Annotated in this window: 11 protein-coding genes, 3 tRNA genes and 1 riboswitch; of the genes, 13 read left to right on the plus strand and 1 reads right to left on the minus strand. The window is 58.7% G+C overall.

Features of this window, described 5'->3' with window-relative positions:
• The first annotated feature begins 24 nt into the window (after window positions 1-24).
• The 5 genes from ISF27_RS07300 (at window position 25) to ISF27_RS07320 (ending at window position 1933) form a co-directional block, all read left to right on the plus strand.
• Window positions 25-97: transfer RNA gene (locus tag ISF27_RS07300), tRNA-Phe, on the plus strand.
• A 10-nt stretch (window positions 98-107) separates the two neighbouring features.
• A tRNA-Gly gene (locus ISF27_RS07305) sits at window positions 108-178 on the plus strand.
• Between the two features lie 133 nt (window positions 179-311).
• Complete coding sequence (locus tag ISF27_RS07310) at window positions 312-1007, plus strand: MgtC/SapB family protein (protein WP_194610670.1); 696 nt, start codon at window positions 312-314, stop codon at window positions 1005-1007.
• Between the two features lie 132 nt (window positions 1008-1139).
• A complete protein-coding gene (locus tag ISF27_RS07315; RefSeq protein WP_194610672.1) occupies window positions 1140-1703 on the plus strand; it encodes a glycerol-3-phosphate responsive antiterminator in 564 nt (187 codons plus the stop codon).
• Window positions 1704-1861: 158 nt separating this feature from the next.
• Window positions 1862-1933: transfer RNA gene (locus ISF27_RS07320), tRNA-Gly, on the plus strand.
• A 276-nt stretch (window positions 1934-2209) separates the two neighbouring features.
• Here the strand turns inward: ISF27_RS07320 and ISF27_RS07325 are convergent.
• Window positions 2210-3082 (minus strand): methionyl aminopeptidase, encoded by an 873-nt coding sequence (locus ISF27_RS07325; RefSeq protein ID WP_407926079.1) that lies wholly within the window; start codon window positions 3080-3082, stop codon window positions 2210-2212.
• Between the two features lie 136 nt (window positions 3083-3218).
• Between ISF27_RS07325 and ISF27_RS07330 the strand changes: the two genes are divergently transcribed.
• The 8 genes from ISF27_RS07330 (at window position 3219) to ISF27_RS07365 (ending at window position 14193) form a co-directional block, all read left to right on the plus strand.
• Window positions 3219-4364 carry a sensor histidine kinase gene (locus ISF27_RS07330; protein WP_194610676.1) on the plus strand — a complete coding sequence of 382 codons (1146 nt, stop codon included), beginning with the start codon at window positions 3219-3221 and terminating at the stop codon, window positions 4362-4364.
• Window positions 4365-4381: 17 nt separating this feature from the next.
• Window positions 4382-5110: a response regulator gene (locus tag ISF27_RS07335; protein WP_194610678.1), complete on the plus strand. Its 729-nt coding sequence runs from the start codon at window positions 4382-4384 to the stop codon at window positions 5108-5110.
• 149 nt (window positions 5111-5259) lie between these two features.
• On the plus strand, window positions 5260-6183 hold the full coding sequence (locus tag ISF27_RS07340) for a nucleotidyltransferase family protein (protein ID WP_194610680.1): 924 nt from the start codon (window positions 5260-5262) through the stop codon (window positions 6181-6183).
• Window positions 6183-8678: a hypothetical protein gene (locus ISF27_RS07345; protein ID WP_194610682.1), complete on the plus strand. Its 2496-nt coding sequence runs from the start codon at window positions 6183-6185 to the stop codon at window positions 8676-8678. The genes ISF27_RS07340 and ISF27_RS07345 overlap by 1 nt, the downstream gene beginning before the upstream one ends.
• A gap of 133 nt (window positions 8679-8811) precedes the next feature.
• Window positions 8812-10104: a UDP-N-acetylglucosamine 1-carboxyvinyltransferase gene (locus tag ISF27_RS07350; RefSeq protein ID WP_194610692.1), complete on the plus strand. Its 1293-nt coding sequence runs from the start codon at window positions 8812-8814 to the stop codon at window positions 10102-10104.
• Window positions 10105-10300: 196 nt separating this feature from the next.
• Window positions 10301-10432, plus strand: a riboswitch (SAM riboswitch).
• Between the two features lie 240 nt (window positions 10433-10672).
• The gene (gene metK / locus ISF27_RS07355; RefSeq protein ID WP_194610694.1) at window positions 10673-11863 is read left to right on the plus strand and encodes a methionine adenosyltransferase; all 1191 of its coding nucleotides are present in this window, start codon (window positions 10673-10675) and stop codon (window positions 11861-11863) included.
• A gap of 148 nt (window positions 11864-12011) precedes the next feature.
• Complete coding sequence (locus tag ISF27_RS07360; protein WP_194610696.1) at window positions 12012-13526, plus strand: sensor histidine kinase; 1515 nt, start codon at window positions 12012-12014, stop codon at window positions 13524-13526.
• Window positions 13504-14193, plus strand: a complete 690-nt coding sequence (locus ISF27_RS07365) for a response regulator transcription factor (RefSeq protein ID WP_194610698.1) — start codon at window positions 13504-13506, stop codon at window positions 14191-14193. The genes ISF27_RS07360 and ISF27_RS07365 overlap by 23 nt, the downstream gene beginning before the upstream one ends.
• The last annotated feature ends 108 nt before the right edge of the window (window positions 14194-14301 follow it).

Below are 14301 nucleotides of genomic sequence, written 5' to 3' on the forward strand. Positions count from 1 at the left end.
GGAGCGCTTGCGCTTCAGGACGATGCCCAGATAGCTCAGTTGGTAGAGCAGAGGACTGAAAATCCTCGTGTCGTTGGTTCGATTCCGACTTTGGGCACTTTTTTTATGCAGGTGTAGTTCAGTGGTAGAACACCAGCCTTCCAAGCTGGATATGTGGGTTCGATTCCCATCACCTGCTTGTTTTTGTTCGCGAGAGAATGAGAGAGCATGCACTTCTGAGGGGGGAGTGTGTGCTCTTTTTTTTACGTGGAGGAGGAAGAACTGGGGATTTCTCCGCCGCAGGCAGGGGAACATTCATAGGGGGTAGAGTTATGTGGTTTTGGCTGATCAGCGCAGCCCGGGGGTGGGATGTGCTGGCGATTATTATCCGTCTTACGGTGGCACTGGTTGTTGGCCTGGTGATCGGGATTGACCGCGGGCTCAAGCACAGGGGGGCAGGCATCAAGACGCATGCCTTGGTCTGCCTTGGTTCGGCGCTGGTTATGCTGACCAGCGAATATATCGCGATCCAGTTTCCGGAAGTCCGCGCGGACATGAACCGGATGGGCGCCCAGGTGATCAGCGGCGTCGGGTTCCTCGGTGTGGGCACGATCATCGTGACCGGCCGGCACCAGGTCCGCGGCCTGACGACGGCGGCCGGCCTCTGGACCTGCGCCTGCCTCGGGCTTGCCGCCGGCATCGGCTTTATCGACGGGGCAATCTATGCCCTGGTGTTTGTCGTCTTTATTTTCAAGGTGTTCAACCGGCTGGATATCTATGTGCGTGAGCACGCGGTGGTTTATGACTTTTACATTGAATTTGTCACCGGTTCCAGCGTTGCCCGGTTTATCGACGCTATGCGGAGCCGCGGCGTCAAAATCTCCAGTATTGAGCTGACGAAGAGCCGGATCAAGGGCGAGGGGCCGTCCGCGATCATCACCCTGGAGATCCGCGACCGGCGTGTCCGGGAGACGATCCTCGGGGAGATCCAGAGCCTCGAATTTGTCCGCTACGCCGAGGAGACCTGAGACAAAGGCGTGTGCCGGAAAACGCGCAAATCCGGAAGGGCGTACTGCCCTTCCGGATTTGCGCGCATCCCGCTCCTGTGCTATGATGCTAAGCGTGAGAAGCAGAAGATGGCTGTACGGGAGGAACGGAAAATGGAGAGAATGCTGGAACTTCTGGAAACAAATCCGGTGATTGCCGCGGTGAAGAGCCAGGAAGGGCTGAATCGCGCCCTGGAAAGCCAGTGCTCGGTCATTTTCCTTCTGTTCGGGTCGGTCTGCGATATCACCGACCTGGTAGACCAGGTCAAGGGGGCGGGCAAAGCGGCCATCGTCCACATGGATCTGGTGCAGGGGCTGGCGTCCAAGGAGATTTCGGTGGATTTCCTCCGCAACAATACCCGCGCGGACGGGATCATCAGCACGAAATCGCCGCTGGTCAAGCACGCCAGGGAGCTTGGACTGCTCTGCATCCAGCGGTCCTTCGTCGTCGATTCCATGGCCCTGGCCACACTGAAAAAGCAGCTGCAGTCTTTCCGGCCGGACGCGGTGGAGATCATGCCCGGGATCATGCCGCAGATTTTGCGCCAGCTCCGGGAGAACGGAGATCTTCCGCTGATCGCCGGCGGCCTCATCCAGAGCCGGAAAGATATCATCGCGGCGCTGGATGCCGGTGCGGATGCGATCTCCACGACGAGGGAGGCGCTCTGGAATGCCTGAGGACAACATTTCCGCAAGCCGCTGTTTATTGGTTTTCCTCGCCTGCCCTGAACAGTAACACAGCGGTAAACGGGGCGGGAAAAGTTTTTTAAAATGTTGTTGCATCCCCGGAGAATCTGTGCTAATATAACTCTCGTCGGTGAAAACGACAAGCCAATGCGCGAGTGGCTCAGAGGTGGAGCACCACCTTGCCAAGGTGGGGGCCGCGGGTTCGAATCCCGTCTCGCGCTCTGATGGGAAGACCGAAATCCTTTGCCGGGGTTTCGGCCTTTTTTTCTGCGCGGAGCATGGAACAAGCGCAAGCCCGGCGGTCGAGGCGCAGGTTTGGCGCGGGCTATGCGGATCTGACTGCCGTTTTCCGAACCGGTGCGGCAAAAAAAGCTGCCTTCCGTCCCGCAAAGACCCGGGAAGAAAGACAGCTGATTTTTTAACGGTTTGGCACATGCCGGTGAGGGTGATCGGAACAGCCGCCGTATGGTTTGCCGTGGCGGCAGCGAGGCCGGAATTTACCAGCTGAGGACCTCGTGGCCGTCCTCGGTCACCAGAACCTGGATTTCCCACTGGGCGGACGGAAGGCCGTCAACGGTGTAGACTGCCCAATTGTCGCCGTCGGAAGTGTAGACGTCAGGCTTTCCCATATTGACCATGGGCTCGATGGTGAACATCATGCCGGGAACCAGCAGCATGCCGGTGCCGCGTTTTCCGATATAGCCGACCCAGGGATCCTCATGAAACTGCAGGCCGACGCCGTGGCCGCCGATCTCCCGGACAACGCTGTAGCCGTTCTTCTCAACGTGGGTATGGACGGCTTCGGCCATGTCGCCGAGAAATCCCCAGGGCTTAACCGCCTCAAGACCCTTGGCGACTGCCTCACGGGTCACCTCCACGAGCCGCTTTTTCTCCGGGGAGACATTCCCGATGCAGAACATGCGGGAGGAATCGGAAAAATAGCCGTCGAGGATGGTGGAGCAGTCCACGTTGATGATGTCCCCGTCCTTAAGAACCACATCCGGCGACGGGATGCCGTGGCACACCTGCTCGTTGACCGAAGTGCAGACGCTCTTCGGATATCCCTCATAGTTCAGGTCCGCGGGGATGCCGCCGCGCTTCTGGGTCTCTGTGAAGACCCACTGGTCGATCTCCTCCGTGGTGACCCCGGCGCGGATGTGCTCCGCCACATAATCAAGGACAGCGATGTTGATCTTGCAGCTTTCCTTGATTTTCTCTATCTGGGCCGGGGTTTTGATCAGGCTGTGGTCAGGAACCTCGTGCCCCAGGTCTCTCTCCGCGATGAGGCGGTCGTCAAATGCCATGTGGCAGTGCTTATATTTTTTCCCGCTGCCGCACCAGCAGGGGTCATTTCTTCCGGGTCTGTTCATCATAGACGCTTCCTTCCTGGTAACCGTTCATCGAACCGAAGGAAAGTGTAGCACACGCAAATGGAAAGTTCAACACGGAGAAAAATATGCTATACTGAGGATACTGCCTGGTTTTTCGGGCAGGGGAGGAAGAAGGATGCAGAATAAAAAGCGGGAGGTTGGCGGAAAGCTTCTCCGGAAATTGGCCTACTGGCCGGGATTCCTTGGAAAATTGAACGGCTGGGTTGTCGCGGTGATCATGATTGATATCGCCACGGCAAGTTCCTCGTTTTTCTTTACCCATATGCAGAACCCCTCCAGCAATATCGCGCTGGTGTACGTCCTTGCCGTGCTGATCACGGCACGCTCGACGGACCGTTACCGCTACGGGCAGGCGGCGGCTTTCGCCGCGGTCTTCCTGGTCAATTTCCTGTTCACCTATCCCTACGGGCAGTTCAATTTTACCATGACAGGCTACCCGCTGACCTTCGTGGCCATGTTTACGATCGCGTCGATCACCAGCATGCTGACCACCAGCATGAAGGCGCAGGCGCAGGAGCTGCAGGAGAACGAGAAGCGGCTGATGGAGGCGGAGAAGGAAAGGATGCGGGCAAATCTTCTCAGGGCGATCTCCCACGACCTCCGGACGCCGCTGACCAGCATCATCGGTTCCAGCACGCTCTATCTGGAAGCCGGGGACACGATGGGCGAGGGGGAGAAGCGTGAGCTGGTGACGCACATCCAGGAGGATTCCAACTGGCTGCTCAATATGGTGGAGAACCTGCTCTCAGTCACGCGGATCGACAATGAGACCGCGAGCGTCCACAAGACGGATGAGCCGGTCGAGGAGGTTGTCGGTTCCGCTGTCTCCAGGCTCCGGAAGCGGCTTCCGGACGCGAAGGTCCGGGTCCGTGTGCCGGAGGAGCTGATCATGCTTCCCATGGATGCCATCCTGATCGAGCAGGTGCTGATCAACCTGATGGAAAATGCCGTCGTGCACAGCGGCTCGAGCGAGCCGGTGGAGTGTACCGTGGAAGAGGATAACAGGGAAGTGTATTTCTATGTGCGGGATCACGGCAGGGGTATCGAGCCGGAGCGGATCAGCACGATTTTTGACGGGACGTCCGGCCCTTCGGAGGACATGGGCGGACATAAGGGCATGGGTATCGGTCTCTCGATCTGTAAGACCATCATTGCCGCCCACGGCGGGGAGATCGGAGTAAAAAACGCGGATCCGGGGGCAGTTTTCTGGTTCAGCCTACCGAAGGGGGCGGAAGCGGACGGCCGGAGCGCGGCACAGTAAAGGATAAGGAATAGAATATGGCAGCACAAACGGAGATTATGGTCGTCGAGGATGAGAAGAATATCCGAGATTTTATCGCAACCTTTTTAAAACAGGCGGGTTATGAAGTCCAGCTTGCGGACAGGGGAAAGAAGGCATTGTCGGACATCGCGTTCCACTGCCCCGACGTGATCCTTCTCGATCTCGGTCTCCCGGACATCGACGGGATGGATGTGATCGCGAAAATCCGCTCGTACACCACTGTGCCGATCATCGTCATTTCCGCGAGGACGAGGGAGGACGAGAAGGTGGCGGCCCTGGATGCCGGCGCGGATGACTATCTGACGAAGCCCATCGGCACCAGTGAGCTTCTGGCCAGGGTGCGGACAGCGCTCCGCCACGGAAGCCGCATCAATGCCGGATCCCTGACAAACCGCCCTTACCACGCGAAGGAACTGACCGTCGATTATGGGCGCCATGTGGTGACCATCGGGGGCAAGCCTGTCCACCTGACCCAGAATGAGTTCCGGATCATCGCGCTGCTCGCCCAGAACAGCGGCCGCGTCATGACCTACGACGCGATTATCCGCAGCATTTGGGGGCCTTACGCTGCCGGGGACAACAGCATCCTGCGCGTCAATATGGCGCACATCCGGCGGAAACTGGAACAGAATCCGGCGGAGCCGGAATATATCTTTACCGAGATGGGAATCGGCTACTATATGATTGAGGATGAGACACCGGTGGATGGCAAGGGGGATTCGTGACAAGGCCTTGTAAATGTGCTATGATTTTTTGTAACTGTTCAGCACATGCAGGTCTGAACAATTGCGATTTTTAATCGGTAAGCCGCAGGATTTTTCAGCAGCAGGGGGCGTCCGCGGCTTTCTATTTGTGAATGATGGAGGAGAAGCAGATGAAAGATACAACCCTGGTCATTATGGCGGCAGGAATCGGCAGCCGTTTTGGCGGCGGAATCAAGCAGCTCACCCCGATGGGGCCGAACGGTGAGATTATCATGGATTACTCGATCTATGATGCGATGCAGGCCGGTTTTAATAAGGTTGTCTTTATTCTCCGGAGAGATCTGGAGAAGGATTTCCGGGAGATCATCGGGAGCCGCATTGAGAAGGTGATTCCCTGCGCGTACGCATTTCAGGAGATGGATGACCTTCCGGCGGGATTTGCCGTTCCGGCGGGAAGGAAGAAGCCCTGGGGCACCGGACAGGCGGTGCTTGCGGCGAAGAACCTGGTGCATGAGCCCTTCCTTGTCATCAACGCGGATGACTATTATGGGAAGGAAGCGTTCGGAAAGGTCCACGACTACATGGCCAATGAGATGAGTGAAAGCAAGCCGTACCTGGATATGTGCATGGCGGGCTTCATCCTGAAGAATACCCTGAGCGACAACGGGACGGTAACCCGCGGGGTCTGCGAGGTGAATCCTGACGGGACGCTTGCCCGTGTCACCGAGACCTACGACGTGCGCATGACGGACGGAAAGATGAGCGCGAAGGACGCGGAAGGCAATCCGGTGACGGTCCGTGCGGACCAGCATGTGTCGATGAATATGTGGGGCCTCACGCCGGCATTTTTCGATGTGCTGGAGGCCGGGTTCCCGAAGTTCCTGGAAAATGTTCCGGCGGGCGACCTGAAGGCGGAGTATCTTCTGCCGAGCGTGATCGACGAGCAGATCCGCGGTGGAAAGGCGAAGGTGCGCGTGCTGGAGACGAGAGATAAATGGTTCGGCGTTACCTATCAGGAGGACAAAGCGAGCGTCACGGCGGCATTTGCCAGGCTTATTGCGGACGGCGTCTATCCTGAGAAGCTGTATTCCTGATGGGAAAAAGATTATTTACGGCGAGGAGGGCAGTACTTTCAGCGGTACTGCTCCTTTTGGCGGCTCTTGCGGTATTTGCCGGCCTTTTTTTCTGGCGGCACCGTGAGCATGGCGGTTCTGTGGATGTCTACACTACGGTGGAGGACGCAAAGATCCCGAGGATCAGTGCGGAGATGTACGGGCGGCGGATGAACCTGCTCAGCGGCCATACGGAAGATGAAAAGGACGCGGCCGGAAGGACAGATCTCACAATCCTCCCGGCGGACCGTCAGCTCACGCTCGACATTGATCCCGACGGGACGAAGATTACCGGCCTCCGCTATGAGATCCGGAATGCGGCCGGGGATCACCTGGTTGAGCGCACGGATGTCAGCCAGTTCGGCGGGGACGGGAACCTCGTGACGGCGCGCCTCCCGATCCAGAATATGATCAGCGCGGACGTGGAATATCAGATGACGGTTCTCCTGACCGTGGAGGACGGCCGGCAGATCTACTACTATACCCGGATCATGGCCCCGTCAGGGCAGGATGCCAAGGAAATGGTGGATTTTGCCGCGGATTTTTCCGATAAGACATTCGACCCGTCGGCGGCGCGGGATCTCACGACCTATCTTGAGGTGTCTGCACTTGCGGATAATTCCGGCCTGGGAGAGGTCACCCTGGCCAACAATTTCGATATGCTGACCTGGCATGGCACCGGGATGAGGAAAGAGGGAGACACCCTCTTCCGCCTGCGTGAGCTCATGGGCAGCATGTGCGTGCTGGAGCTCACCTACACGGCAGCCCGGGATACGGACAGCCGGACCGTCTATTACGATGTGACGGAGAGCTACACCATGCGCCGCGGGCCTGAGCGGGTCTACGTCATGGATTTTGACCGGAAAACCCGCGAGGTATTTGACGGGAATCCGTCGGCGGTCACCGAAGGACAGGTGGCCCTCGGGGTGAATGACGGGGAAGAGGCCAGCGCAAGGAAGAGTCCGTCGGGGACGGATACCGCATTTTCCGCCAACGGGGATCTCTGGGTTTATGACCAGAAGGGCAATACGCTGACGCGGATTTATTCTACCCGGGAGGATGACCGGACGGCCGGGGAGGACTATGGAAACTGCCTGGTGAAGGCGTTGACGGTCACCGACACCGGGGATGTCAACTTTTTTGTCAGCGGCTACCAGAGCCGGGGCGCCCATGCCGGACAGACCGGAACGACACTCTATCACTACAGCGGATCCGGCAACACGCTGGCGGAGCTGCTCTATCTGCCCTCAACCGAGTCCCCGGAGCTTTTGATGGAGGACGCCGGAACCCTGGCGTATCTCACCGCGGAGGGAAAGTTCTGCCTCCTCATGAATGGCACGGTCTACCGTCTGGGCACAGACAGCAGCAAGGCGGAGGTTCTGGCCGGGGGGCTGTCCCTGGATACCTTTGCCGCGAGCACCGGCGGGAACCGCATCGCCTGGCAGGAGGGCGGTGACCGCTATGACTGTGAGGCGATTCATGTCCTCAATCTGGAGGACGGCATGGACAATGTGATTTCCGCCGGAGATGGGGAGAAGCTCCGTCTGGCGGGGTTTGTCGGGGACGATGTGGTCTACGGCATCGGCAGGACGCAGGATGCGGTGTCCTCGCAGGGACGGATCACCTCCCTCCCGCTCTACTCGGTGGTGATTGTTGACGCCGGGATGCAGCCGGAGGTTACCTACCAGAAGGAAAATATCTACATCACCGGCATCACGATCAGCGACAGCAGGGTCCACCTGAGCCGGGTGACCTGGGACGGCAGTGCCTATCAGCCGGTTCCCGAGGACACGCTGATCAATAACCAGACGGACGCGGCGGCAGCGGAGAGCCTCATCGGCACGGCAGACGACCGCATGGTGGGCAGGATCTGCACGGTCAAGGTTTCCGGCATCCGCTCCGGGGCTGCCGTCCGTACCCCGGCAAAGATCCAGGTCCGGGCTGATGACGCGGCGGAAGTATCCGGCGGAGAGGCATTTTCCGGCTTCCTCGCTTACACGCGGGGGCGCTTCGCCGGCTCCTATACCGATCTTTCCGCGGCGGTTGCCGCGGTCTACGACAGCATGGGAACGGTCACGGATGCCTCGGGGAATGTCGTCTGGAACCGGATCGACCGGCCGGCGGAGGCCTCGTCAGGAGATCCTGCTTCTGCCGTCTCGAGCGCGCTCTCCTGGCTTCAGGACTTTACCGGCGGGAAGCGAACTTCCGGGGACGGAACCCGGCTGTTCGACGGGCAGGGCATGAGCCTTGCCCAGGTCATGTACTTCCTCGGCAGGGGGATGCCGGCAGCTTTCCGTTTCCCGGATGGCACCGTGGGTGTCCTGACCGGATATGACCAGTTTAACAATGTGACCTTTATCCGGAACGCGGATTCCGGGAATACCCAGGCGGAGAAGCTCGGGCAGGGGGACGCCTCGGCGTTCTTCGCCCAGAACGGAAGCGGCTTTGTCTGCTTCCTCAGGGGCGGGCAGTCTTGACAATTTCCTGTCCGCGTGGTAAATTGCCCCTTGCGCTATCCAGGCCTGCGCAATCCATACATTTGATGATCATGAACATGTTCCTTTGAAGTTCAGTCGTTTCTCCGGGGGTGGCCGGGGATTGAGGTGCGAGATGAGTCAATATATTATGAAGGGCGGGATTCCGCTTGTCGGGGAAGTGGAGATTGGCGGCGCGAAGAATGCCGCTCTCGGTATTCTTGCCGCGGGGCTCATGACAGATGAGGATGTTCTGATTGAGAATCTGCCGGATGTCCGGGACACCAATGTGATGCTGGATGCCCTCGCGGAGATCGGCGCCTCGGTGGAGCGGATTGACCGGCACACGGTGCGCCTGAACGGCAGCTCGATCCGCCAGATCAGCGTGGATGATGAATTTATCCGGAAAATCCGCGCGTCCTACTATTTTCTCGGCGCCCTGCTCGGCAAATACAAGAGCGCGCAGGTGCCGCTGCCCGGTGGGTGCAACATCGGAAGCCGCCCCATTGACCTCCATATCAAGGGATTTCGGGCGCTGGGCGCGGATGTGAAGATTGAGAACGGGATCGTGTACGCCCACGCGATTGACCTGGTCGGCAGCCATATTTACCTGGACCAGGTGTCGGTCGGCGCGACAATCAATATCATGATGGCGGCGGTGATGGCCGACGGGGAGACGATCATCGAGAACCCGGCGAAAGAGCCGCATGTCGTTGATGTGGCGAACTTCCTGAACAGCATGGGCGCGAACATCAAGGGGACCGGCACCGATGTGATCCGGATCCGCGGAGTCCGCCACCTGCACGGCACCGAGTACTCCATTATCCCGGACCAGATTGAGGCAGGCACCTATATGTGCGCGGCGGCGGTCACCCGGGGCGATGTGACGGTGGAAAATGTCATCCCGAAGCACCTGGAGGCAATCTCCAGCAAGCTGGCCGAGCTCGGCTGCGAGGTCCGCGAGTTCGACGAGGCTGTCCGCGTGGTTGGCCGAAGCCGCCAGTTCCACACCAACATCAAGACGCTGCCCTATCCGGGGTTTCCCACGGATATGCAGCCGCAGATCACGGTAACCCTCGCTCTCGCCGAGGGCACCAGCATCGTGACCGAGAGCATTTTTGAGAACCGCTTCCGCTATGTGGATGAGCTGGCCCGCATGGGCGGCAATATCCGCGTGGAGGGAAATTCCGCGATCATCACCGGCGTGAAGAAGTTCCTCGGCGCCGAGGTCTCCGCGCCGGATCTGCGCGCGGGCGCGGCGCTTGTCCTGGCGGGGCTTGCCGCGGACGGCTACACGACGGTTGACGAGATCGGCTATATCCAGCGCGGCTACGAGGCGTTCGACGAGAAGCTTCGGCATCTGGGCGCCTGCATTGAGCTTGTGGATGATGAGCGGGAAGCGCAGAAGTTCCGCCTGCGGGTAGTCTGAGCGGGAAAGTCCGCAAAGCCGTCCGCAAGCAGCCGGTCTGCGGGTTATCCCCAGCATGCACTGAACAGTAACAGGTTCTGCGATTTGGGCAAATATGCGGTGAGTGTATATTGACACCGCGTCCTGCGCTGTGCTATCGTAGGCTTGGCTCGGGAAGAGCCGGAGAACACATTCCATAAAAGTAAATATTGATTATCCCTTATTCAGAGTGATGGAGATACAGAGGATCGATGAAGTCACGGCAACCCCGACCCGGCCGTATATAGCGGTTTCGGCGGAAGGTGCCAGCCTGAGCGGAGAGGTGCGATGCCTGTCCGAGCAATAAGAGGAGTTGATTGGTAAAATCAGGTCCGCGGGTTGCTCGCGGACCTGTTCGTTTATGCAGAGCACTTAACAAGCGCGAGCCCAGCGGGCGAAGTGCGAGTTTAGTGCGAGCTATGCGAATTTGCTTAGTGAGAACAAGCGTGAGCGCAGTTCGAACTTAGCAAATTTGCATTACATGCCTTACCAGAGGGAATCATTCCGGGGAATAGTCAGTAGGTACTGGACAGAAGAAAGGAAAGAGGCAATGGAGAGAAGATTATTTACATCAGAGTCCGTCACCGAGGGGCATCCTGATAAAATGTGCGACCAGATTTCCGATGCGGTGCTGGATGCCATGCTGGAGCAGGATCCGATGAGCCGCGTAGCCTGCGAGACCGTGGCGGCGACCGGCGTTGTCATTGTTATGGGCGAGATCACGACGAAGGCGCATGTGGATATCCCGGCGATCGTCCGGAAGACTATCCGCGAGATCGGCTATACCAGCTCGGAGATGGGCTTTGATGCCGATACCTGCGCGATCCAGGTCATGCTGGACAAGCAGTCCCCGGATATCGCGATGGGCGTTGACCGCGCGCTGGAGTGCCGCGGCGAGAACGATATGACCGAGGATGAGCTGGACAGGATCGGCGCTGGCGACCAGGGCATGATGTTCGGTTATGCCACCAATGAGACCCCGGAGCTGATGCCTTATCCCATTGCGCTTGCGCACCGGCTGGCGAGAAGGCTGGCTGAGGTCCGCAAGAATGGGACGCTCCCTTACCTCCGTCCGGATGGCAAGACCCAGGTGACGGTGGAGTATGATGAGGAGGGAAAGCCCTGCCGCCTGGATGCGGTCGTCCTCTCCACCCAGCATGATCCGGAGGTCACGCAGGAGCAGATTCACCGGGATGTCAGGAAATATATTTTCGATGAGGTTCTTCCACGGGAGTTGGTAACCCCGGAGACCAAGTTCTTCATCAACCCGACCGGACGTTTCGTGATCGGCGGACCCGCCGGTGATACCGGCCTTACGGGCAGAAAAATCATCGTGGATACCTACGGGGGAGCTTCCGGCCACGGCGGCGGCTGCTTCTCCGGCAAAGACTGCACGAAGGTTGACCGCTCGGCAAGCTATGCCGCCCGCTATGTCGCGAAAAATATCGTTGCCGCCGGCCTGGCGGATCGCTGCCAGATCCAGCTCTCCTACGCGATCGGCGTTGCCCGCCCGACCTCGGTCATGGTGGATACCTTCGGCACGGGAAGGCTCTCCAACCAGAGGCTCGCGGAGATCGTCCAGAAGGAATTTGACCTGCGCCCGGCCGGCATCATCCGGATGCTGGATCTCCGGAGGCCGATCTACCGCCAGACGGCGGCCTACGGCCATTTCGGCAGGACTGACCTTGACCTTCCCTGGGAGAAAACGGACAAGGCGGCTGCCCTGAAAGCCTATCTTTAATGGTAATGTGACCGAATGATTGAAGCCCGGACGGAGCGGCCAGCTCTGCCCGGGCTTTGCGGATATTTGTCCGGGGCTTGGCTTTTTAGGCCTGCTAGGCCTGCCCGGGATTTGCGGATCCCGCCCGGTGCCATGGAGGGGAATCCTTATGAAAATCAAGACAAAGCTTCTCATCGCCTTTATCACGGTGACCGTGGTTCCCCTTCTGCTGATCTACCTGATGGTGGCCGGTATCGCGAACTACGGGACACGAACGGTCCGGGAGACCTACGGCATCAGCGGGTCGGACATCCTGTTCGGCAACTCCGCGGCGATTTTTGACCGGCTGACCGAGGGAATCCAGGAGGAGGTGGAGGAGCTCGCGGAGACGGATCCGGAATCCATGGAAAATCCGGATCTTCTTCACCGCCTGAACAGGGAGCTCAGCGCCCGCTATTCCGCGGCGGTCGTCCGGAAGGGGGAGGACATTTTCTATGACGGGATGTCGGAAGCATCCCTCGGCGTTTCGGGGACAAAGATCCTGTCCGATCTCCCGGAGTACGGCGGCGGCGAGAACCGGGCCGGGATCTATTTTGATGACCAGGACGGTTTCCTGCTGAAGCAGGTGGATTTCCGCTTTGCGGACGGTGCGGAGGGGAGCTTCTTTATTGTGACCAAGATGTCCTCCAGCCTGCCCGAGGTGCGGCATATCTATCTGCTCATGGTGCTCTGCGCGGTGGGCATCCTGGTGTTTGCCGGGATTGTCCTGGTCTTCTGGATTTACCGGACACTGCTCTTCCCTCTTTCCCGGCTGAAGGAGGCGACCAACAAAATCCGGGACGGCAACCTGGATTTCACCCTGGAGGTGGACAGCGATGACGAGATCGGCCAACTCTGCCAGGATTTTGAGGAGATGCGGATCCGGCTCAAGGAGTCGGCGGAGGAGAAGATCCGGGACGACCGGGAGAGCAAAATGCTGATCAGCAACATTTCCCATGACCTCAGGACGCCGCTGACCGCCATCAAGGGCTACGTGGAGGGCATCCGGGACGGCGTGGCCTCCTCGCCCGAGAAACTGGACAAATATCTCCGCACCATCTACAATAAAACCAACGATATGGACCGCCTGATCGACGAGCTGACACTCTACTCGAAGATCGATACCAACCGGATTCCCTACAATTTCGCGAAGATTCATGTCAACGATTATTTCGGGGACTGCGTCGAGGAGGTGGGCCTGGATATGGAAGCCCGCGGGATCGGGTTTTCCTATCACACGGATGTGGCGGACGATGTGTGTGTGATCGCCGATCCGGAGCAGATGAAGCGCGTGATCAATAACATCATCGGCAATTCCCTGAAATATCTCGACAAGACTCCCGGGAAAATCAGTATCGATATCCGTGACGAGGGGGATTTTATCCTGACCACGATCGCGGACAACGGCGCGGGCATCGCCGCGGCAGACCTGCCGAAGATCTTCGACCGGTTCTACCGGACGGATGCGTCCCGCAATTCTTCCCGCGGCGGCAGCGGCATCGGCCTCTCCATCGTGCGGAAGATCATCGAGGATCATGGCGGCAGGATCTGGGCTACCAGCAGGGAGCACGAGGGAACCGAGATGCATTTTGAGCTGAGAAAATATCAGGAGGCGGGAGAGATTGAGCAGAATTCTGATCATTGAGGACGAGGAGAGCATCGCGGAGCTGGAGAAGGATTACCTGGAGCTCTCCGGATTCACGGTGGAGATCGAGAACGACGGCAGAAAGGGGCTGGAAAAGAGCCTCACGGAGGACGTGGACCTGATTCTGCTGGACCTGATGCTCCCCGGCGTGGACGGCTTCGAGATCTGCAAGACCATCCGAAGCAAAAAGAATACGCCGGTGATTATCGTCTCGGCGAAGCGGGACGATATTGACAAGATCCGGGGGCTCGGCCTGGGCGCCGACGACTATATTACGAAGCCGTTCAGCCCTAGCGAGATGGTGGCCAGGGTGAAGGCGCATCTCGCCCGCTACCAGCGGCTGGTCAGCAACAGCAAGCCGGAAAATGAGATCATCGAGGTCCGGGGAATCCGGATTGACAAGACCGCCCGCCGGGTCTGGGTAAACGGGGAGGAGAAGAACTTCACCACAAAGGAATTCGACCTGCTGACCTTCCTGGCGGAGAATCCGAACCATGTCTTCACCAAGGAGGAGCTGTTCCGGGAGATCTGGGGGATGGAATCCCTCGGGGATATCGCCACGGTCACTGTGCATATTAAGAAGATCCGGGAGAAGATCGAGTACAATACGGCGAAGCCGCAGTACATCGAGACGATCTGGGGCGTGGGCTACCGCTTCCGCGTGTGACCGGGCCTTACCTTTCCGGAAAATGAATACTATATATTATAATTCTTGTATGGCCTGAGACCGCGGTTTCAGGCCATTTTTCGTTGACATCCCCCATGTGTTGATTTA

Source organism: Clostridium vitabionis (assembly GCF_015351765.1).
GTDB lineage: Bacteria > Bacillota > Clostridia > Lachnospirales > Lachnospiraceae > Clostridium_R > Clostridium_R vitabionis.